The 21,629-nt window shown below is 63.8% G+C and carries 17 protein-coding genes and 1 tRNA gene; 8 read left to right on the top strand and 10 right to left on the bottom strand.

From position 1 onward, the window contains the following. Positions 1–61 precede the first annotated feature (61 nt). Complete coding sequence (locus tag NKI20_RS19490) at positions 62–1,588, bottom strand: ABC transporter substrate-binding protein (protein WP_352833186.1); 1,527 nt, start codon at positions 1,586–1,588, stop codon at positions 62–64. A gap of 114 nt (positions 1,589–1,702) precedes the next feature. Then, on the bottom strand, positions 1,703–3,277 hold the full coding sequence (locus NKI20_RS19485) for a phytoene desaturase family protein (RefSeq protein WP_352833183.1): 1,575 nt from the start codon (positions 3,275–3,277) through the stop codon (positions 1,703–1,705). 118 nt (positions 3,278–3,395) lie between these two features. Here NKI20_RS19485 and NKI20_RS19480 point away from each other — a divergent pair, with 118 nt between their 5' ends. The 5 genes from NKI20_RS19480 (at position 3,396) to NKI20_RS19460 (ending at position 10,316) form a co-directional block, all read left to right on the top strand. Then, on the top strand, positions 3,396–4,187 hold the full coding sequence (locus tag NKI20_RS19480; RefSeq protein WP_023758180.1) for a cyclase family protein: 792 nt from the start codon (positions 3,396–3,398) through the stop codon (positions 4,185–4,187). 305 nt (positions 4,188–4,492) lie between these two features. After that, positions 4,493–6,064, top strand: a complete 1,572-nt coding sequence (locus NKI20_RS19475; protein WP_352833180.1) for a phytoene desaturase family protein — start codon at positions 4,493–4,495, stop codon at positions 6,062–6,064. Then, positions 6,064–6,546 carry a MarR family winged helix-turn-helix transcriptional regulator gene (locus NKI20_RS19470; protein WP_352833177.1) on the top strand — a complete coding sequence of 161 codons (483 nt, stop codon included), beginning with the start codon at positions 6,064–6,066 and terminating at the stop codon, positions 6,544–6,546. Before NKI20_RS19475 ends, NKI20_RS19470 begins: the two co-directional genes overlap by 1 nt. Before the next feature lie 43 nt (positions 6,547–6,589). Next, complete coding sequence (locus NKI20_RS19465) at positions 6,590–8,743, top strand: thiamine pyrophosphate-dependent enzyme (protein ID WP_352833174.1); 2,154 nt, start codon at positions 6,590–6,592, stop codon at positions 8,741–8,743. Next, positions 8,736–10,316, top strand: coding sequence for an indolepyruvate oxidoreductase subunit beta family protein (locus NKI20_RS19460; protein ID WP_352833171.1), 1,581 nt, complete (start codon positions 8,736–8,738; stop codon positions 10,314–10,316). Before NKI20_RS19465 ends, NKI20_RS19460 begins: the two co-directional genes overlap by 8 nt. Before the next feature lie 117 nt (positions 10,317–10,433). On the opposite strand, the gene NKI20_RS19455 is transcribed toward NKI20_RS19460, so the two are convergent. After that, entirely contained in the window at positions 10,434–10,622 is a 189-nt protein-coding gene (locus NKI20_RS19455) for a YodC family protein (protein ID WP_352833168.1), read from the bottom strand. Between the two features lie 494 nt (positions 10,623–11,116). After that, positions 11,117–11,192: transfer RNA gene (locus tag NKI20_RS19450), tRNA-Thr, on the bottom strand. Positions 11,193–11,504: 312 nt separating this feature from the next. Here NKI20_RS19450 and NKI20_RS19445 point away from each other — a divergent pair. After that, complete coding sequence (locus NKI20_RS19445) at positions 11,505–12,641, top strand: hypothetical protein (protein WP_352833165.1); 1,137 nt, start codon at positions 11,505–11,507, stop codon at positions 12,639–12,641. Between the two features lie 24 nt (positions 12,642–12,665). Here NKI20_RS19445 and NKI20_RS19440 read toward each other — a convergent pair whose 3' ends face one another. Continuing rightward, positions 12,666–14,267 (bottom strand): cisplatin damage response ATP-dependent DNA ligase, encoded by a 1,602-nt coding sequence (locus tag NKI20_RS19440; protein WP_352833162.1) that lies wholly within the window; start codon positions 14,265–14,267, stop codon positions 12,666–12,668. Between the two features lie 4 nt (positions 14,268–14,271). Beyond that, positions 14,272–15,282 carry a ligase-associated DNA damage response exonuclease gene (locus NKI20_RS19435; protein ID WP_352833160.1) on the bottom strand — a complete coding sequence of 337 codons (1,011 nt, stop codon included), beginning with the start codon at positions 15,280–15,282 and terminating at the stop codon, positions 14,272–14,274. A gap of 105 nt (positions 15,283–15,387) precedes the next feature. Between NKI20_RS19435 and NKI20_RS19430 the strand changes: the two genes are divergently transcribed. Both NKI20_RS19430 and NKI20_RS19425 read left to right on the top strand, forming a co-directional pair. Continuing rightward, entirely contained in the window at positions 15,388–16,305 is a 918-nt protein-coding gene (locus tag NKI20_RS19430; RefSeq protein WP_352833157.1) for a class I SAM-dependent DNA methyltransferase, read from the top strand. Positions 16,306–16,421: 116 nt separating this feature from the next. Further along, the gene (locus NKI20_RS19425) at positions 16,422–16,784 is read left to right on the top strand and encodes a hypothetical protein (protein WP_352727108.1); all 363 of its coding nucleotides are present in this window, start codon (positions 16,422–16,424) and stop codon (positions 16,782–16,784) included. On the opposite strand, the gene NKI20_RS19420 is transcribed toward NKI20_RS19425, so the two are convergent. Genes NKI20_RS19420 through NKI20_RS19405 form a run of 4 tightly spaced genes read right to left on the bottom strand, consistent with a single transcriptional unit; the run spans position 16,781 to position 21,625 of the window. After that, positions 16,781–17,722: a 2-hydroxyacid dehydrogenase gene (locus NKI20_RS19420; protein ID WP_023758169.1), complete on the bottom strand. Its 942-nt coding sequence runs from the start codon at positions 17,720–17,722 to the stop codon at positions 16,781–16,783. The genes NKI20_RS19425 and NKI20_RS19420 overlap by 4 nt on opposite strands. Before the next feature lie 29 nt (positions 17,723–17,751). Further along, the gene (locus tag NKI20_RS19415; RefSeq protein WP_352833154.1) at positions 17,752–19,383 is read right to left on the bottom strand and encodes an ABC transporter ATP-binding protein; all 1,632 of its coding nucleotides are present in this window, start codon (positions 19,381–19,383) and stop codon (positions 17,752–17,754) included. Further along, positions 19,380–20,525 carry an ABC transporter permease gene (locus NKI20_RS19410; protein WP_352833151.1) on the bottom strand — a complete coding sequence of 382 codons (1,146 nt, stop codon included), beginning with the start codon at positions 20,523–20,525 and terminating at the stop codon, positions 19,380–19,382. The genes NKI20_RS19415 and NKI20_RS19410 overlap by 4 nt, the downstream gene beginning before the upstream one ends. Continuing rightward, on the bottom strand, positions 20,525–21,625 hold the full coding sequence (locus NKI20_RS19405) for a microcin C ABC transporter permease YejB (RefSeq protein WP_352833149.1): 1,101 nt from the start codon (positions 21,623–21,625) through the stop codon (positions 20,525–20,527). The genes NKI20_RS19410 and NKI20_RS19405 overlap by 1 nt, the downstream gene beginning before the upstream one ends. Between the last annotated feature and the right edge of the window lie 4 nt (positions 21,626–21,629).

Below are 21,629 nucleotides of genomic sequence, written 5' to 3'. Positions count from 1 at the left end.
CGTATGCCGGATAGAAAATGCGCGCCGTCGCTATGGACGGCGCGCCGCAATTTCAGGCCGATTAGGCCGGGGTCATCAAGGCCGGCAGCAGCGCACCCGACACATGCTGCACAACATTGACGCCCTTGGCATGCACGATCGGCTGCGCGTACTGGATCAGCGGCAGCACATAGGCCTGCTCGGCGATATATTTGTCGACTGCCTTCCAGCCGGCGATGCGCTTGGCCTCGTCCTTCTCGCCCCACAGCGGGTTGATCATGTCGATCAGGTCCTGGCTGTCCCACACCGAATGCGGGCTCGGGCCATACATGGCAAAGCCGGTCGACGTGGTCGGATCGCCGATGGCGTTGCCCCAATTGTAGAAGGCGGCCGGCGCCAGCTTGTCGGCGGCGCGAAGCTCGTAGTGCTTGGCGATCTCGTAGACTTCGATCGTCGCCTCGATGCCCACCTTGCGCCACATGCCGACGATCGCCTGGATCATCTCATAGTCCTTGGGCTTGAAGCCCTTGGTCGTCTGGATGGTGAACTTGACCGGCTTTTCCGCTGAAAAGCCGGAGGCGGCGAGCAGTTCCTTGGCCTTCGCCGGATTGTGCTCGATCTTGATCGACGCGTCGTAGGCCGCGTATTCCGGCGTCTCCAGCGTGTCGATCGGCTGGCCGTAGCCGCGCAGCAGGCGGTCGACCAACAGCTTCTTGTCGATCGACATGACGGCCGCCTGGCGGACGTTCTTGTCCAGCATCGCCTCGATGTCGTTGAAGAAGATCATGCCGATGTCGGAGACGTTCTTGCACGAGCCGGCCAGCCCGTCCTTGGCGATCAGCCGGTCATACTCCTCATAGGGAATTTCGAGCGTCACCTGCGAGGAACCGGACTCGATCTCGGCGACGCGGCTCGCCGCGTCAGTGACGAACTTGATCGTCACATTCTCGAAGGCCGGCTTGCCGCCCCAATAGTTCGGGTTGGCCTTCAGCCGCAGGAAGGCGTTGCGCTCGAATTTTTCGACCATGTAGGGGCCGGTACCGATCGGCGCCTTCTCGAAACCTTCGGCCCCCACCTTCTCGTAATAGGCCTTCGGCATGATGTAGCCGGTCAGGAATGACATCCATTTGAAATATACCGGGTCGAACTGCACGACGTCGCCGGTGATCTTGTTGCCGTCGATCTTGAAGTTGTTGACGTTCTTCCACACGAACTGGATCGGGTTGCCGATCTTCTCGTCACCCGCCCGCTGCAGCGACCAGACCACGTCTTCCGCCGTGAACGGCGAGCCGTCGTGCCAGGTCACGCCTTCGCGCACCGTCATCATGATCTTGGTGCGGTCGTCGTTCCAGCCCCATTCGGTGAGCAGTCCCGGCGCGAAGGACAGGTCTGGCTTCTGCGGGATGAACTGGTCGAACACCGACTGGTAGAGGCCCTGGATCGTCGGGTTGACGGCCGAGGGGCCGGTGGTCGGATCCCAGGATGGCAGGTTGACGTTATAGGCGATGGTCAGTTCACCGGCCGCCTTGGCGATCTGCGGCAGGCCGACGGCGGCGACCCCGAGTGCCACGGCACTGTATCCCAGCAATTCACGTCTGTTGATTGTCATGGTCGTTCCCCTTGTTGGTTTTCTGTTTTCGTCGCGCGGCGTCGTCAGTTCATTGGCTCAGGCTCCTTGGGCAGCAGCGCCTTGCCTCCTTCGCCTGTGTGAAATCTTCGGCTCCTACCTCCCGCCAAGCTGTTGCGCGAGCATGTAGCCCGAGGCCGCACCGGTGCCGGCACCAGGCCATGTCGCGGCACCAGTCAGATGCAGATGCGCCACCGGCGTGTTCCAGCCGGCGTAGCCGCGCGCCGGGCGGTACAAAAAGTTCTGCGCCAGATGATGGCTGCCGCAAACCTGGTCGCCGCCGACGAGGTTCGGGTTTTCACGCTCGAGATCGATGGGCGAGAAGACGGCGCGGCCGAGGATCTTGTTTCGCAAGCCAGGCGCGTAGGTCTCGATCATGTCGAGGACGCGCTCGGCGTAGACCTCCTTGACCTGGTCCCAATGCGCCGGCGTGACCTTGCCGGCGGCATCGCCTGTGATTTCGGCGGGCAGCATGCGCACCTGCACCCACAGCACATGTTTGCCCTCAGGCGCCCGCGACGGATCGATCGCGGTCGGCTGGCCGACAACCAGCACCGGCTCGTCCGGCAACATGCCCGCCATCGCTTGTTGATAGGTGCGCGACATGGCGTCGAGCGACGGTGACAGGTGCACATAGGCGAATTGCCGAAGCTCGGGTCCGGCGCGCCAGTCCGGCAAATTGTCCAGCGCCAGATGGATCATCATTGTACCCGGCGCATGGCGGAATTTCTGCATCGCCGTGTCGAAACCAGCGTCGCCCGAACCATTGGGCAACAGCTTGCCAGTCAGCGCCTTCGGCGCGACGCCGGCGATCACAGCCTTGGTGGCGGTGTGAGTCTCACCGGAAGCGAGCCTCACACCGGTCGCCCTGCCGGCGGAAACCGTGATCTCGGCCACTTCGGCGCCAGTCACGATCTTGCCGCCGGCTGATGTGACGATGCCCGACAATGCCCGGATGATGGTGTCGGCGCCGCCCTTGCCCAGCACCATGCCAAAGCTCTGGTTGGCCATCGATTCCAGATAGGGGAACACGGCACCGCCGGCGATGTCGGGAGCAAAGTCGAGATGCATGCCCCAGGTGGCGAGCGTTGCCCTGATATGAGGCGATTCGAAGGTCGCCTCCAGCCAGGCGCGCGGTGAGGACAGCAGCAGGCGCCCGGTATCGAGCGCCCCGGACATGCCCTTCTTGCGCCACAGGTTCCACGCGGTACCCGCCAGCGCGCGGGCGCTCATCGGCGAGCCCAGCAGCCGGAACAGATGCTCGGCCTCCGACGGAAACGCGGCAACCAGTCTGCGCCATGTTGCGGCGTCAGTGGCGGAGAAGGCGGCCATGCGCGCGGTGGTCTTTTCCAGATCGTTGCTGACGCCGAACCAGCGACTGTCCGGAAAGGCACTGGCGAAACAATCGGCGACCGGGGCGAACTCGAGCCCCTGTACTTTCAATTCATTTGCATATTTCCGGTGAAAGGCCGAGCCGGCAAACAGGCTCAGGTTCATTGCGCCGAAGTCGTGGCGGAAGCCGGGAAGGGTGAATTCGCGGGTCTGGACGGCGCCGCCGATTGTTGCACTGCGCTCGAAAATCCCGGTTTTCCAGCCTTTGAGCGCCAGATGCGCGGCGCATGCCAGAGTGTTGTGGCCGGCCCCGACAAAGATGGCGTCAAATTCGCTCACGCCCCGGTCCCATTTCCTTTATGCTTAAAGATAATTGCAGATGCATATGTTTTCGTCTAGTAGGATATTAAGGGCCGAGACGAGCCTTGATCATCACATGAAAGAGGGAACAGAGACCATGGACACCCAAAAACTCCTCGGCGAAGTCGCCGGCCAGCTTCTTTCAGGCGCCATCAAGGTGGTCGACCTGACGGCGCCGCTCGGACCCGACACGCCGCTGATCAAGCTGCCGCCGGAACTCGCCGTCGACACACCCAAGATCGAGATCCACTCGATCTCCCGCTATGACAAGAAAGGCCCGTGGTGGGCCTGGAACTGGCTGAAGCTCGGCGAGCATTCGGGCACGCATTTCGATGCGCCGCAGCACTGGATTTCCGGCAAGGACTATGCCGACGGCGCCACCGACACCATTCCGGCGCAGAATTTCGTCGGCCCGGTCAATGTCATCGACTGTTCGAAGGAAGCCGCCGCCGACCCTGATTTCCTGCTCACCGTCGACCACATCAAGGCCTGGGAAGCCAGGCATGGCGCCATCAATGCCGGCGAATGGGTGGTGATGCGCACCGACTGGTACAAGCGCAACGGCTCGGAAGCCGAGTTCCTCAACGCCAACGAGACCGGCCCGCATACGCCTGGCCCGACAGCCGAAGCCATCCAGTTCCTGATCAGCAAGAACATCAAGGGCTGGGGCTCAGAGACGATCGGCACCGATGCCGGCAAGGCAGGGGGAATGGAGCCGCCATTCCCGGCGCACACGCTGATGCACAAGGCCAACCGCTACGGCCTCGCCAGCCTTTGCAACCTCGACCAGCTGCCGCCGAAGGGCGCCATCCTGATCGCCGCACCGCTCAAGATCGAACACGGCACCGGCAGCCCGATCCGCGCGCTGGCGCTGGTTTCGAAGCAATAGGTGAGATTGGGTCTTCGGGAGAAGATCATGTGTGTAGGCGAAACCGGGTTGGTGGTGTGGCAACCGTGCAGCGCTAGCGCTCTACGGCGCCCCCCTCTGTCCTGCCGGACATCTCCCCCTCAAGGGGGGAGATTGGCAGCTTCGGCACCCCGTTCGTTCCTGCAGCGTTACAGATTGGCGAAAGCAGTTGTGACAGCCGATCTCCCCCCAAGAGGGGGAGATGTCCGGCAGGACAGAGGGGGGCGCGAAGGAACGCGACCTCGTTCGATTGAATCGCATCTCCCGGAGATGGAGAGCAAGTGTCGATGAAGGCGCCCGATCACATCATCGTCGGCAGCGGCATCAACGCGCTGGTCTGCGCGGCGATGCTTGGCGGCAAGGGTGCCAAGGTGCTCGTGCTGGAGCGCAATGACCGCATTGGCGGCTGCATACGCACAGAGGAGATCACCGCGCCCGGCTTCATCCATGATGTGATGGCGACGACCTTCGTGCTGTTCATCACCTCGCCGGCCTTTGCGGCACTCGGCGCCGACCTTGCGCGGCATGGTCTGGAGTTCTGCCATACCGGCACGCCAACCGGTGTGCTGCGGCCGGACGGCAGCCATGCCGTGCTCAGCACCGATCGCGCCGCCAATGTCGCCGCGCTCAATGCGATCGCGGCAGGCGACGGCGACCGGCACGCGGAGGATGTCGGCGGCATCGAGCGCAATGCCGGCCTGCTGTTCGGCCTGCTTGGCGGCAGCCTGTGGTCCTATCCGACCGCGAAGCTGCTGGCTGGCGATGCCTGGCGGCGTGGCCCACGCGGCCTTGCCGCCTTTCTAGGCGAGGCGCTTGTGCCGGCACGGAGCTGGCTGGAAAGCACCTACAAGTCCGAAACCATCCACGCACTGTGGGCACCCTGGGTGCTGCATGCGGGTCTCGGGCCCGAGGATGCGTTCTCCGGCCAGATCGCCAAGGTCATTGCCTTCGCGCTGGAAGCGGCGGGAGCGCCGATCGTCAAGGGCGGGGCGAAGAACCTGCTGTCGGCCTTCGAGGCGCTCATTGCCGAACGCGGCGGCGTCATCTCCACCGAAGCGGACGTTGACTCCATCATCCTGGCCGGGGGTCGCGCCACCGGCGTGCGGCTGGCCTCGGGCGAAACCGTCCATGCCAAGAAGAGCGTCATCTGCTCGGTCACGCCGACGCAGCTCTATGGCCGGCTGCTCGGTGCGGATGCGCCCAAAGCTGATGTCGAGGCAACGCAGAGATATCGTTACGGCAAAGGCAATTTCCAGATCCATTACGCTCTGGACAAGCCGCCGGCATGGCGCGGCGAAGGCCTGGACAAGGTGGCGCTGCTGCACCTGACGCCGGGACTGGATGGCGTGTCGAAAGCCTGCAGCGAGGCGGCGCGCGGCATGCTGCCAGAGGTGCCGACCATCTGTGTCGGCCAGCCGCATGCGCTCGACCCGTCACGCTGCCCGGAGGGCAAGGCGATCCTGTGGCTGCAACTGCCCGAGGCGCCCCGCCACATCAAGGGCGACGCCGCCGGCGAGCTGCAGGCACCCGCCGACGGGCAGTGGACCGACGCGCTGCGGGAAGCCTATGCCGACCGTGCAGAAGCGATCCTTGCCAACCATATCGACGGCTTCAAGGCCAGTGTCATCGCGCGCCGCGCCTATTCGCCCGCAGACCTCGAAGCGATGAACATCAATCTGGTCGGCGGCGACCCCTATGGCGGCTCCTCGACCATCGACCAGTCGTTCCTGTGGCGGCCGTTCAAGACCAGCCGCAACCATCAGACCGGCATCAAGAATCTCTACCATATCGGCGCCTCGACCCATCCGGGCGCGGGCCTCGGCGGCGGCTCCGGTTTTCTCCTGGCGGGGAGGCTGTGATGGAAGAGAAGGTTGCGCAAAAGCGCCAGCGCATCTCGACCCTGGGCCAGATCGGCCTGCAGCAATTCGCGCCCTATCTGATGAACCGCATCATGGGCCGCTACAATGCCACCCTGCGCGACGATTTCCGCAAGCAGGGGCTGACCATTCCGCAGGTCCGCACGCTCGCCGTGCTGTCGGTCGCGGACGGCATCACTGTCAACGACCTCTCGGTCTATACCGTCATCGAGCAGTCGACCTTGAGCCGGACGCTCGACTCGCTTGAGGGCCAAGGCCTGGTGCGGCGCGAGCAGGGCGTCACCGACAGCCGCATCCGCCACGTGTTTCTGACCGATGAGGGCCGCGCCGAGTTCACCCGCGCCTGGCCGGCCATGCATGACGCATTCGAGGCGATGTTCGACGACGTCGACGATGCCGAATACGCTGCGCTGATTGCGACGCTGCAGAAGATGCTGAAGAACATTCGCAAGCACGACATCTAGACCTATGCCGCCGGCCTCGGGCGGCAACGGAAGGATTGAAAAAATGGCCGAACGGTCTTTTGCCAAGGAAGTCGAGAAGCTTCGGCTCAGCGCCGGCGAGGAATTTGCCGGCGAAGGCATCCTCGCCATCACCAAGGCGCTGCTGCAATGCGGCGTCGGCTATGTCGGCGGCTACCAGGGCGCGCCGATCAGTCACCTGATGGACGTGCTGGCCGACGCACAGGACATTCTGGGCGAGCTCGGCGTGCATTTCGAGGCTAGTGCCTCGGAAGCCACCGCCACCGCCATGCTGGCCGCCTCGGTGCACTACCCGATCCGTGGCGCTGCGACCTTCAAGTCGACGGTCGGCACCAATGTCGCCTCCGATGCGCTCGCCAATCTCGCCTCCGGCGGAGTCACTGGCGGCGCGCTGATCATCGTCGGCGAGGATTACGGCGAGGGCTCCTCGATCATGCAGGAGCGCAGCCATGCCTTCGCTATGAAGAGCCAGGTCTGGCTGCTCGATCCGCGCCCCAATCTGCCGTCGATCGTCAAGGCGGTGGAGGACGGCTTCGAGCTGTCCGAGATTTCCAACACGCCGGTCATGCTGCAGGTCCGGATCCGCTGCTGCCATGTCCATGGCCATTTCATCGCCAAGGACAACAAGCGGCCGCCGATGACGGTCGCCGATGCGCTCGACGCACCGCGTCGAGACACCGGCCGCATCGTGCTGCCGCCCGCTTCCTTCCTGCATGAGAAGGAGAAGGTGCAGAAGCGCTGGCCGGCGGCGGTGGATTTCATCGCCAAGAATAGGATCAACGAATTCTTCGGGTCCGATCATGGTTCGGTCGGCATCGTCATGCAGGGCGGCATGTACAATTCGGTCATTCGCGCGTTGCAACGTCTCGGCCTTGCCGACACCTATGGCGACACCGATGTGCCGCTCTACGTGCTCAACGCCGTCTACCCTTTGATCGACGACGAATTCCTGTCCTTTTGCGAAGGCAAGCAGTCGGTGCTGGTCGTCGAGGAGGGCCAGCCCAATTACATCGAACAGGCCTTCGCCGCGATGCTGCACAAGGCCGGGCGAGGCACCAGGCTGGTCGGCAAGGAGCATCTGCCGATGGCCGGCGAATACACCGGCCAGGTCATGCTCGACGGCATCGGCGCCTTCCTGCGCGCCGAGGCGCCGCATCTGCTGCCGGGCGAGGTACGCGCCCCCAACAAGGTCGGCGACGGCGTCGATACAGCCGGCCTGATCAATGTCGTTCCAGGACGACCGCCCGGTTTCTGCATCGGCTGCCCGGAGCGGCCGATTTTTGCCGCGACCAAGCTGGTCGAGCAGGAACTCGGCAAGCACCACATCGCCTCCGACATCGGTTGCCATCTGTTTTCGATCATGCCGCCTTTCGAGCTCGGCGCCACCACAATGGGCTATGGGCTAGGGCCAGCCTCGGCTTCGGCGTTCAATTCGCCCGACGCCAAGCGCCGCTCGATCTCCTTCGTCGGCGATGGCGGCTTCTGGCACAACGGCCTGACCTCCTCGATCGGCAATGCGGTGTTCAACAAGAATGATGGCGTCATCGTCATCGTCGACAATTTTTACTCCGCCGCGACTGGCGGGCAGGACATCCTGTCATCCCGCGCCGGCAACAAGACCAAGTCGACGAAGCATCCGATCACCGAGGCGGTGAAGGGCATGGGCGTCAAATGGCTACGCCATGTCGACCGCACCTATGACGTGACCAAGATGCAGGACACGTTGCGCGAGGCGCTGACGACGGACGAGAAGGGGCCGAAGGTCATCGTCGCCTCGTCCGAATGCATGCTCAACCGCCAGCGCCGCGAAAAGCCGCTGGTCGACAAGGCAATCAAGGGGAGGACGCGCGTCGTCAAGCCGAAGTTCGGCGTCGACGAGGACATCTGCACCGGCGACCATGCCTGCATGCGGCTGTCGGGCTGTCCGTCGCTGTCTGTGAAGTCCCTCGACGATCCGCTGCGTGATGATCCGGTGGCGCATATCGACCAGAGTTGCGTCGGCTGCGGCAATTGCGGCGAGGTCGCCGATGCGGCGGTGCTCTGCCCGTCCTTCTACCGCGCCGATGTCGTGCACAATCCGAGCCGCTGGGACCGTTTCCTGGAAGCCGCGCGCCGCGCCACCATCACCCTTTTGCAGCGCCGCCGCGAAAGCCGGCGCCTGACCTTCGCCGATGCTTGACGCTGTCCCGCCATTTCGCGCCCGGCCCGGCGCCCAGGACGGCGAGCGTGTCATCAAGCTTGCCGTGCTGGCGGTCGGTGGCCAGGGCGGCGGCGTGCTGGCCGACTGGATCACCGATGTCGCGGAGCGCAACGGCTACGTCGCGCAATCGACCTCGGTCGCCGGCGTCGCCCAGCGCACCGGCGCCACCATCTACTATGTCGAGATGGCCCGCGACACCGGCCGGCTGCCGGTCTTCGCGCTGTCGCCCTCGCAAGGTGACGTCGACATCCTGATCGCGGCGGAACTGATGGAAGCCGGCCGCGCCATCATCCGCGGCTTCGTCACGCCCGAGCGCACCACGCTGATCGCCTCGTCGCACCGCATCGCTGCCGTGTCGGAAAAGATCGAACCGGGCGATGGCCGCGCCTCGTCCTCCAAAGTGCATGCGACGGCGGAAGCCGCCTCGAAGCGCTTCATCGCTTTCGACATGGAAAAGATCGCCGCCGACAATGGCTCGATGATTTCGGCCAGCCTGCTCGGCGCCCTGGCTGGATCCGATGCGCTGCCGTTCACGCGCGAAAGTTATGAGCAGGCGATCGGCGCTGGCGGCCGTGGCGTCAAGGCCAGCCTCGCCGCCTTCGGCGCTGCGTTTGATCGCGCGCGTGGCACGGCAGTTCCAGCGCCTAAGCCGGCAGAGCCAGCCATCGTCGAATCCGCCTTGGGCACAGGGCATGTGAGTGGCCCGCAAAACCTGCTGCAAGGCTGGCAGGCCTTGGCTGCACGAATCGATCCGATGCCGCTGGCGGTGCACGACATGGCGTTCAGGGGCCTGAGAAAGGTCGTCGACTATCAGGACATCGCCTTCGGGCGCGAGTATCTCGACCGGCTGGACAAGGCGGTCGCGCTGGACGAGCCGGATCGCGGATATGGCTTGTCCATCGCTGCCGCGAAGCATCTGGCCAATGCGCTGTGTTACGACGACATGATCCGCGTCGCCGATCTGAAGACACGCTCGACGCGCGACAGGCGCGTGCGCCACGAGGTCGGCGTCAAGGACGGCTCGATCCTGCAGGTGACCGAATATTTCCACCCGCGCATCGAGGAGTTCTGCGGCACGTTGCCGGCGGGATTGGGCAGCTATATCGAGAACCGGCCGAAGCTCGCCGCCTTTCTCGACCGCCGCATCAACCATGGCCGCCGCATCCGCACCGACAGTTTCGCCGGCTTTGCCGCTTTGTGGTTCATCGGCGGCCTGCGCCGCTGGCGCCGCCGCCTGCTGCGACACAAGGTCGAGATGGCGCATCTCGATCGCTGGTACGCGCTGGCGCTCGACCATGTGCCCCGGGATTACGCGCTGGCCGTCGAGATCCTCAACTGCCGACGGCTGATCAAGGGCTACAGCGACACCCATGTCCGCGCCCAGTCGAAATTCGACCGCGTGCTGTCGGCGCTCGATCTGCTCAAGGACCGAGCGGACGCCGCCGATTGGATCCGTCGCTTGCGCGAGATGGCGCTGAAGGACGAGAAGGGCGACATGCTCGACGGTGCGTTGAAGACGGTGGCGACGCTGGGGCCGGATCCAGTCAGTTGAAATAGCTTGCAGGCGTCCACAGATGCCGGCCGCCCTTCGGATCGCGGTGACACGGGCGAGCGCATCTTCGCCAAAGGCGTCGGCCAACACCTCCGGCATGCTGCGCAAGCCTGGCCGCTAGTCCGACTGCTCGACCGCAATCAGTTGCTCAGGCTTGAACCCGGCATGTTGCGGGGTCCACACTTCGCCCTCGCGATTGAACCAGTGGCACAGATACATGCCCGAGGCAGCGCCATCGCTCACCGTCATCCTGGGGCCCCCGGATTTCAGCCTGACGACGTCTCCAGTCTTGAAAGTATTGGGCATTTTGACCTCCCATGCTGAGGCCACGAGTTTCACACCAAACCAGGGCCTCGACAATGGCAGATGTGTTTCGCCGGCGCCGCATTCCTTTGCGCCAGCAGCGCCGATGACGGCCAGGAGGTCGTGAGTACGAACAGGTGCGAAGGCGATGCATCGCGGGTGAGTTTCGGTGAGGTCGAGAGGGTCGCCGACCGTTCTGGTCGGTATGGTTCGCGGTGGTTCGATCGATCTGCTCGGTCTTAACCTTTCCGTAAACATTTGACCGCTACTTGGATGGTGATGGCCTCGTGGCGGAGCGGCTACGCTGGAGACGGCAAATCTCTGAAGCCTCGGTTCGATCCCGAGGCGAGGCCTCCACCTTTCCAAGATGCTGTCGGACCATCAGCGGATGCCAATCCCGTCCGGCAAGCATTCAGGGACACAATCACCAAAGAAATGATAGGCCGGACGCAAAAGCCTTAGCCCCAATGGGCGCCATCGACGGGTCTTTTGGGGAATGGTGCCGCTTGCGTGACTCGAACACGCGACCCCCGCATTACGAATGCGGTGCTCTACCAACTGAGCTAAAGCGGCCCGGGAGGCCAAAGCCTCCAAGATGCGGGGGTTGATAGACGCAACCGGCCGCGAATTCAAGATGCGACTTGGCGATTCATGCGAGCGTGTCATGCCGTCGCCGAAAGCCCACCGCCGCGTTGTTCGCAAATCGGTCGCTGCGCGCCTCCGGCGCGCGCAAATCGATGAAACATGCTGATTTCGTTGCCGGAACAGCGCCGCAATGGACTTTGCACACCTCTCCAAGGCAGAATGCGCCGTTCGCCCGTTGATTGATTGGCCGCCTGCGGCTAACGATCACGGCAAGGTTGGCGAACGGACAGAGGGACCCGCTTGGACGCGATCGAAAAAGCGATCCGGAATGCCTTGGAGAAAGGCAATGCCGCGGACCGCGCATTCCGCGAAAGGGTCTATCGTGCGGCTTTTTCCGCGCTCGATCGCGCGCTAAAGGCCAATCCGGACGTGACCGTGGAACTTGCCATCAAGCGCCGGAAGGCAATCCAGGCGAAAATCACCGAAATCGAATCCGAGTTCCTGCCGGCGGTGCCGGATGTCGGCCCGCAGGGCGACGCGCCGGCCGTCGAGCTTGGTACGGACTCTGCGCCTGCGGTCGAAACCGGCCAACAGTCACCGTCTCCCGCTGTCGTCGTCGATGGGCCCGCGGAACCTGCGTCGGATGCGCCGCGCTCGCGCGTACTGCCCGTCGTTCCCGATATCATGCCGGACGCTGCCCTTCCCGACGCCCCGTCCATCGACATGGCGGCTCCGGCCCCGGCCGGTGCCGCCGCGGAAGTGACGCCCGATCGCGATGAACGGCGCATTCGAGGGCGTCGCCTGCCGCTGACCGCCATCTTCCTGACCGTGACGCTGCTTGCCGCTGCTGGCATCGGCCTGTTCTTCGCCGTACAGACCGGCGTCTTCAAGACACAGGCGCAGCTTGATACCTCCCCGCCGCAAGCGCCGCCGACCGTCAACGACGACGATTTCACGCCGCCCGGCGGACCGGCAAAGCCCGGTGCCGCGGATCAGGCACACGACTGGATCAACGTGTTTTCGCCGACCGACGCGTCGCATGTCAGCGCCCCGTCGGACGCCAAGGCCGAGGTGATGAAGGACGATACCGGCTCGTTCCTGCGCATACGCTCTGGAGCGTCCGGTTCGGCGATCAGCTTCGATGTCGGGCAAGGCGTGCTGGAGAAGCTCGCCGGCAAACATGCCGTGTTCGACATCATTGCCCGCTCCGAGGAAGGCAAGGAGACGCAAGTTTCCGTCGACTGCAATTTCGGCGAACTGGGCGATTGCGGGCGCAAGCGCTATGCGGTCGGCCAGCAGCAGAACGAATATCTGTTCGACGTGAAATTTCCCGACAAGCGTCCCGGTTCTGCGGGCACCATCGCCATCAATTCCGACTTCGACAAGCAGGGCAAGGCCGCCGACATCTACGAAATCCGTGTTTCGGTCGAGCCGTAAAGCATCAGGCGCTGAAAAGGCCGGTTAGCGATCGAGCAGCGCCTGCAGTGTCTCGATGCGATCGGCCTCGTTGGCCGGCTTGTCCCAGCGCAGCCGTGATACGCGAGGAAAGCGCATGGCGACGCCGGATTTGTGCCGGGTCGAGCGGTTGAGCCCCTCGAAGGCGACTTCCAGCACAAGGCCGTTGTCGCGGTCGGCCCGCACCGAGCGCACCGGGCCGAAACGCTCGACCGTGTTGTCGCGGACATATTTGTCGATCTGCCTCAGCTCCTCGTCGGTGAAGCCGAAATAGGCCTTGCCGACCGGCACCAGCTCCTCCTCGCCTTCGGGACCGGACCAGACACCGAACGTATAATCCGAGTAGAAGCTCGACCGCTTGCCATGACCGCGTTGCGCATACATCAGCACCGCGTCCACGGTGTGCGGATCGCGCTTCCACTTGAACCAAGGGCCTTTCGGCCGGCCAGCGACATAGGCTGAGTCCCAGCGCTTCAGCATGACACCTTCGATGATTGGATGCAGCGGTACCCGCCGCAGTTCTTCCAGCGCATGCCAGTCCGAGAATTCGACGAACGGCGACAGATCGAACCGGCTTGGGTCGAGCGTCTTCACGAAGATTTCGAGGCGGCCGCGGCGCTCGCGAAACGGTAGCGCGCGCAAATCCTCGTCGCCGATCTGCAGCACATCATAGCAGCGCATGAAGGCCGGGTACTGCTGCTGCATCTTAGCGGTAACCGTCTTGCGGTTCAGCCGCTGCTGCAGATCCGAGAATGTCCCTGTCGCCTCTCGGGGATTGCCGACCAACAGCTCGCCGTCCAGCGTCGCGGAAAAAAGCATGGCATCGGCAAGGTCGGGAAAGGCACCTGAAACATCGTCTCCGGTGCGCGAATAGAGCCGGCGGATGCCGCCTTCGGCCACCGCCTGAACACGGATGCCGTCCCATTTCCACTCGGCCGCATAATCCGCCGGATCGAGCTTTTCGAGATCGCCGTCACCCACCGGGTTCGACAGCATTACCGGGCGAAACAACGCCATCGCCGTGCTCCGGGGCTTTTCGGCCTTGCCTTCCAGCCATGCGAACAGTGCTGTGTAGGGCGGCGACAGCCCGTGCCAAAGCTCTTCGATCTCGGTGACATCGACCTTGCCGAAATCCGCCAGCGCCTGCTTGGCCAGCCGCGCCGACACGCCGATGCGCAGGCCGCCGGTGACCAGCTTGATGATGGCAAAGCGGGCCGAGATGCCGGCGCTATCGAGCAGCCCCGCCAGCACCTTCGGTCCGTCGGAACGGCTTGCCGCCTGCAGTTTGGCGACGACCTCGCTCAGCGTCGGCTCGCGGTTCGGGATGTTTCCGGGCGTTTGCGGCCAGACCAGCGACACCGTTTCGGCAAGATCGCCGACATAGTCGTAGGAATAGCCGAACAGCACCGGATCCATGCGCTCGGTGACCAGCGTGCGCAGCATCGCCGGCTTGACCGCCGCGATGTGGAGATCGCCGGTGATGGCGGCCAGCGCCAAACCGCGATCGGGATCCTCCACGGTGCGGAAATAGTCGGTCAGCAAGGTCAGCTTGCCGTTGCGCGACGGCGTCAGCACCAGGCGATCGAGAAGTTCGGCGAAGCGGTTCATGCCATCAATCGCCCTCGTCCTCGTACCCCACCAGGTGCAGTGGCCGCGCCGCGATGCCTTCGAGTTCGCACCAGCGTACCAGCGCCTCCTCGCGGCCATGCGTCACCCAGATTTCCTCGGCTCCGGTCTGCTTGATGGTGGCGGTCAGTTCGTCCCAGTCGGCATGGTCCGAGATGATAAGCGGCAGTTCGACGCCGCCTTGCTTGGCGCGCTGGCGGATGCGCATCCAGCCTGAGGCAAAGCACGAGATCGGATCGGGAAAGCGCCTTGCCCAGCGGTCTGCGAAGGCCGATGGCGGGCCGACGACGATGGCGCTGGCGAAATCATCCCTGCCGCCGCTTTCTACGGTTGCCGGCTCCAGCTGCCCAAGGTCGATGCCCTGGCTCTGGTAGTATTCGCTCAGTTTGGCCAGTGCGCCGTGGATGTAGAGCGGCCGGTCGTAGCCGGCGGCGCGCAACAGCCGCATCACCCTCTGCGCTTTTCCGAGCGCATAGGCGCCGACCAGATGCGAGCGTTCGGGAAACTGTGCCGCCGATTTCAGCAGGCGAGCGATCTCCTCGGTGTCGGGTGGATGACGGAATACCGGCAGGCCGAAGGTCGCTTCGGTGATGAACACATCGCACCGGATCGGCTCGAATGGCGCGCAGGTGGCGTCCCTCTGCCGCTTGTAGTCGCCGGAGGCGACGATGCGCGTGCCCTGATGCTCAACTGATATCTGCGCCGAGCCCAGCACATGGCCCGCCGGATGGAAGCTGACGCTGACGCCGTCGAGGACGATCGTCTCGCCGAGCCGGGCTGCTTGCGTCGTTCCCGCAAAATCCTCGCCATAGCGCAGCCCCATGATGTCGAGCGTCTGCTGCGTCGCCAGCACCGAGCGGTGGCCGGAACGCGCGTGGTCGGAATGGCCATGCGTGATCAACGCCCGGTTGACCGGCCGCACCGGGTCGATGAAGAAATCGCCTGGTGGGCAATAAAGGCCCTCCGGCCGGGGATGAAGCAAGTCGCTGGCGCGCATGGTCGCAAGATAGGATATAATTCCGCCGCGGGAAGCCTGTTGTAAGTGACTGCTGACTCCCGCATACAGCACCGCTGGCTCGATCCGCCGACAGGACCCACCGCCATGAAACCGCTTCAGGCCTCGTCCGGCGACTTGAACGCCGATCGCCGTGCCGAATATGCCGAGATGCTCCATGCGGATGGCGCTCACGCGGCAGCGGCTGAATTGCTGCTCGGCGCGCTGGAAATGACACCGCAATGGGCGATGGGCTGGTTTCGCCTCGGCGAAATCCAGCAGGCGGCGGGCGCGCCGGATCTGGCAGCACGGGCCTGGACGATGTCGCTGCAACTCGATCCATCGGATCGACAAGGCGCTGCCCTGAACCTGCAATTGATCGGCAAGGCGCCGGCGGTCGACGCGCTGCCCAGCGCCTTCGTCGAGACTTTGTTCGACCACTATGCCGACAGCTTCGATGAATCGCTGGTCGACAAACTGGGCTACCGGCTGCCTGAGGCGCTCGACCAGGCCATTCGAACGGCGAGGCCGGGCCGCTTCCCACTGGCGCTCGATCTCGGCTGCGGCACCGGCTTGATGGGGCAGAGGCTGCGGCCGATCGTCGATCGGCTCGAGGGTTACGACATTTCGGGCAGGATGCTGAGAAAGGCGCGGACGAAGGGCGTCTACGATGTCCTGGGCAAGGCCGATCTGCGGGATTTTGTCCATGCCGGCCCGACGGCCGATCTGGTGACTGTCGCCGATGTCTTCATCTATGTCGGTGCGCTCGACGGCGTGGTGAGGACGATTGCCGGCTTGTTGGCCAAGGACGGCCTGTTTGCGTTTTCCGTCGAGGAGCTGGCCGGCAATGGCGATTTTGTCTTGCAGCCGTCGCGCCGCTACGCGCATGCGGAACGCTATGTGCGGGACGTCCTGGCCACCAACGGATTTTCGGTCCTGTCGCTGGAAACGACCGTGATCAGGCAAGACCGGCGCGAACCCGTCAACGGGCTGGTCGTTGTGGCGGGCAAGTTGCCGGCCGCTTGAGGATACTGTCTCGCCGGTCTCACGAATATCCGTGCTGCGAAAAAAGTCCGATTTGCATGCGCGACTGATATTTGCGATCTGGACGGATCAGGCGCGATATCAGGAGGAGCATCTCGATGCGCTGGAACATGATGATCTTGGCATCTTGCGTGCTGACCGCAGGCTGCGTTGGCGGCACCTCGATGTCGGAACGCCAGGACGCCAACATCCAGTCGTCCCTGCAGTATGACAGCGTGCCGTGCGATCAGTTGCTGGCACAGCGCAACGGGTTGGCGCAGCAATACAAACTTCCGACGACGGCCAAGCCGACATTCTCCAACCCGGCGATGGGCTTCGGCCCGTTCACGCCGGACATGCGCTCCAAGGCCAGGCGCGACACCGACCAGGCGAGCGGCGAGATCGATGCCATGAACCGGTCGATCAATCGCCGCCAGTGCGGCCAACCGGACAAGCAGAAGAAATTGGCGTTACCTGGCTAATACCCGGCCTTGCGGTCCACCAGATTGTCGAGCTTTTCGCCGCGCTCGAAGGCGTCCATTTGGCGCAGCATGATCGGCGCCAGATGGACGGGGTCGGAAGTCGCCGCCGCGTGCGGCGTGACGAACACTTTTGGATGTCCCCACATCGGACTGGTCTTCGGCAGCGGCTCGACCTCGAACACGTCAAGGCTCGCCTCCTTCAGCGTGCCGTCATCCAGCGCCCGTAAAATGTCGGCGTCCTTTTGCAGGCGGCCGCGCCCGGCGTTGATCAGCACCGAGCCGCCGAGGCCGTTGCGCTTGCGCAATTCCTTCAGCACGCCGTAGTTGATAATGCCCTTGGTGTCCGGCGTCAGCGGCAAAAGTACGACAAGGATGTCGGTTGCCTTGAGGAAGGGGATCAATCCGGCCTCGCCGGAATAGGTCGCCACGCCTTCCATAGCCTTGTCGCTGCGCGACCAGCCGTTCACGGCAAAGCCGAGCGATAGCAGCACCGAGGCCGCCGCGCGGCCGAGGCTGCCGAGGCCCATGATGCCGACGGAAATGTCGCCGGCCGGCCTTTGCTGCGGCTCGTGCCAGATCTTCTTCGACTGCTGCGACCGGTAGAGCAGGCCTTGGCGGTGATGGTCGAGAACCCGCCAGACGACGTATTCGGTCATGTACTGGGTGAGGTTGCCGGCGACGACCTTGACGATCGGAACATCGGGCAGCCCGGGGTCGGCGAAGATATGGTCGACACCCGCTCCGATCGAGAAGATGGCGCGCAGATTGGGCAGCGACGCCAGCAGGTTCGGCTTCTGCTTCCACACCACCGCATAGGTGATCGAAGGATCGCTGGCGCCGTCCGGTTCCAGCACCACCTCGCGTTCGGCCGACAGGAGTTCGCGCCAGCGCTGCGGATTGAAGCCGGTGACGGCAAGCAGGATGCGGCCTTTTTCCATTGCGATCTTTTAGTCCCTCTGCACGCAAATTACTCGCTGACGATGCCGACCGGCGCCGTTTCTATCTTGAAGGCGGCCGAGATCAGCGCCCGAGTATAGTCGGTTTGCGGATTTTCAAAAATCTGCCGGGAAGGGCCGGCTTCGACGATCCTGCCATTGCGCATGACGATGACGTCGTTGGCGAGCGCGCGGATAACCTTCAAATCGTGGCTGATGAAAAGATAGGCGAGGTCGTGCTTGGCCTGCAGGCTGCGCAACAGGTCGACGACCTGTGCCTGTACGCTCATGTCGAGCGCCGATGTCGGTTCGTCCAGCATGACGAAGCGCGGGTTGAGCACCATGGCGCGCGCGATGGCGACGCGCTGGCGCTGGCCGCCGGAGAATTCGTGCGGATAGCGGTTGCGCGTCGCCGGATCGAGGCCGACCTCCTTCAGCACGGCCGCCACCTTGTCGTCGCGCTGGTCGGGCGACAGCTTCGGCTCGTGGATCTTCAGGCCTTCCTCGATGATCTCGGCGATCGACATGCGCGGGCTGAGCGAGCCGAATGGATCCTGGAAGACGATCTGCAACTCGCGCCTGAGCGGCCGCATGGCGTTGAAGGTGAGCTGGTTGATGTCGCGCCCGTTGAACTGGATGGCTCCGGTCGAGGAGATCATGCGCGCCAGCGCCAGGCCGAGCGTCGTCTTGCCTGACCCCGATTCGCCGACCACGCCGAGCGTCTGGCCGGCCCGCACGGTGACATCGATGCCGTCGACCGCCTTCACATTGTCGACGGTGCGGCGGAAGAAGCCCTGCTTGATCGGGAACCAGACCTTTATGTCCTTGCCCGTCATCACTGGTTTGGCGGCGGCATTGGCCGCCGGCGGCTTGCCCTTCGGCTCGGCCGCCAGCAGATGTTTTGTATAGGCATGCTGCGGATTGGCGAAAATCTCCTTGGTCGGACCGGTCTCGACGATCTTGCCCTTGGTCATCACGCAGACCCGGTCGGCAATCTTGCGCACGATGCCGAGATCGTGGGTGATGAACAGCATCGACATGCCCTTGCGGCTCTTCAAGCCGGCCAGCAGCTCGAGGATCTGCGCCTGCACGGTGACGTCGAGCGCCGTCGTCGGCTCGTCGGCGATCAGCAATTCGGGTTCGTTGGCCAGCGCCATGGCGATCATGACGCGCTGACGCTGACCGCCGGACAGCTGGTGCGGATAGGCATCGAGGCGTTTTTGCGGATCGCGGATGCCGACCTCGTTGAGCAAGGCCAGCGTGCGCGCCTTGGCCGGGCGGTCGGCCATGCCCTGATGCAGCTTCAGGATCTCGACGATCTGCTGCTCGATCGTGTGCAGCGGATTGAGCGAGGTCATCGGCTCCTGGAAGATCATGGTGATCTTGTTGCCACGCACCTGCCGCAACTGCTTCTCGCTCATCGCAAGCAGGTCGGCGCCCTGGAACAGTATCTTTCCCGAGGGGTGGCTGGCACTGGGATAGGGCAACAGCTTCAGCACCGACAGCGCAGACACCGACTTGCCGGAGCCGGATTCGCCGACGAGTGCCACCGTCTCGCCCTTGGCGATGTCGAACGAGATGTGGTCGACAGCCGTCGACTGGCCATCGCCCTGGCTAAAGGCGACACTGAGGTCTTGTACGCTGAGCAGGGGGGCTCCGCTCATCTGAACGTCTTGCGCGGATCGAAGGCATCGCGCGTCGCCTCACCGACGAAGACCAGCAGCGACAGCATCAGCGAGATGACGATGAAGCCCGAAATGCCGAGCCACGGCGCGTTGAGGTTTCGCTGCGCCTGCTTGAGCAGTTCGCCGAGCGACGCGGAGCCGGGCGGCAGGCCGAAGCCGAGATAATCGAGCGAAGTCAGCGTCGAGATCGACCCTGAGAGCAGGAAGGGCATGAAGGTCAAAGTCGCCACCATTGCGTTGGGCAACAGGTGCCGGAACATGATGGTGCGGTTGGGCACGCCGAGCGCGCGCGCCGCGTTGACATATTCGAAGTTGCGGGCGCGCAGGAACTCGGCCCGCACCACGCCGACCAGCGCTACCCAGGAGAACAGGAGCATCAGGCCGAGCAGGATGAAGAAGCCCGGCGGCAGGATGGCGGCTATGATGAGCAGGAGATAGAGCACCGGGATCGCCGACCAGATTTCGATGAAACGCTGGAACAGCAGATCCGTCCAGCCACCGAAATAGCCTTGCACGGCGCCGGCCGCGACGCCGATCAGTGCCGAGCCAGCAGTCAGGATCAGGCCGAACAGCACCGAGATGCGAAACCCGTAGATGACGCGCGCCAGCACGTCGCGCGCCTGGTCGTCGGTGCCGAGCCAGTTCCAGTTGCCGACGATGCAGGCCGGATCGGCCGGACCTTGGGGATATTGGTTGCATCGCGTCTTGGCGTCGTACTCCCAGGACGGCTTGGCGGGAGCTGCTTCAGGAATGGCGTTGTTGACGGTCTGGTAGGAGTACCGCACCGGCGGCCAGATCATCCAGCCATTGGCGTTGATCTCGTCCTGGATGACCGGGTCGCGATAGTCGGTGACGGCATAGAAGCCGCCGAACTTTTCCTCGGGATAGGCGACCAGCACCGGAAACAGGATTTCGCCCTTGTAGGAAGCGATGATCGGCTTGTCGTTGGCGATGAACTCGGCAAACAGCGACAGCACGAACAGGACGAGGAATATCCATAGCGACCAGTAGCCGCGCCGGTTGGCTTTGAAATTCTGCAGGCGGCGCTTGTTGAGCGGCGACAGCCAGGGCCGCGCGATCCGCTCCGGCGTCGCTCCCGCGGGGGCAGTAGCATCCGACATCAGACGTCTCTCCGCTCGAAATCGATGCGCGGATCGACCCAGGTGTAGATCAGGTCGGACAGCAACCCGACGAACAGCCCGAGCAGCGAGAAGATGTAGAGGTTGGCGAACACCACAGGATAGTCGCGCTCGACCACCGACCTGAAGCCGAGCAGGCCGAGGCCATCGAGGGAAAAGATGTTCTCGATCAGCAGCGAGCCGGTGAAAAAGGCCGAGATGAAGGCGCCGGGAAAGCCGGCGATGACGATCAGCATGGCATTGCGGAAGACGTGGCCGTAGAGCACCTGCCGCTCCGAAAGGCCCTTGGCCCGCGCCGTCACCACATACTGCTTGCGGATTTCCTCCAGGAACGAGTTCTTGGTCAACAGCGTCGTGGTGGCGAAGGCCGACAGCACCAGCGCCGTCAGCGGCAAGGTCATGTGCCAGAAATAATCGACGAACTTGCCCCACCAGGACAGCTGATCCCAATTGTCCGAGGTAAGGCCGCGCAGCGGAAACCAGTCCCAGAAAGACCCGCCGGCAAACAGCACCATCAGCATGATGCCGAACAGGAACCCTGGGATGGCATAGCCGACGATGACGACGCCGCTGGTCCAGACGTCGAACGAAGAGCCGTCCTTGACCGCCTTGCGGATGCCGAGCGGGATAGAGATCAGGTAGGATAGAAGCGTGATCCACAGGCCGATCGAAATCGACACCGGCATTTTTTCGAGGATCAGGTCGAGCACCGAAATGTCGCGGAAATAGCTGTCGCCGAAATCGAACCTGATATAGTTCCACAACATCATGCCGAAGCGCTCGAGCGGCGGCTTGTCGAAGCCGAACTGCTTTTCCAGCTTCTTGATGAATTCCGGATCGAGGCCCTGCGCGCCGCGATATTTCGAGCTGACGTCGGCGGCAGCGTCAAAATTGGCGCTGCCGCCTGCGTCGCCACCGCCACCACCGCCGAGGCGGTCGCTGCCGCCCTGGTTGGTCAACCTGGCCATGACCTGCTCGACCGGCCCGCCGGGGGCGAACTGGATGACGGCGAAGGATATCGCCATGATGCCGAACAGCGTCGGGATCATCAACAGGATGCGGCGCAGGATATAGGCGCCCATCAGG

The organism is Mesorhizobium sp. M0830 (assembly GCF_040319965.1).
Taxonomy (GTDB): Bacteria; Pseudomonadota; Alphaproteobacteria; order Rhizobiales; family Rhizobiaceae; genus Mesorhizobium.
The sequence above is the reverse complement of the archived record's forward strand: the minus strand, read 5'-3'. Positions and strand labels throughout refer to the sequence as shown.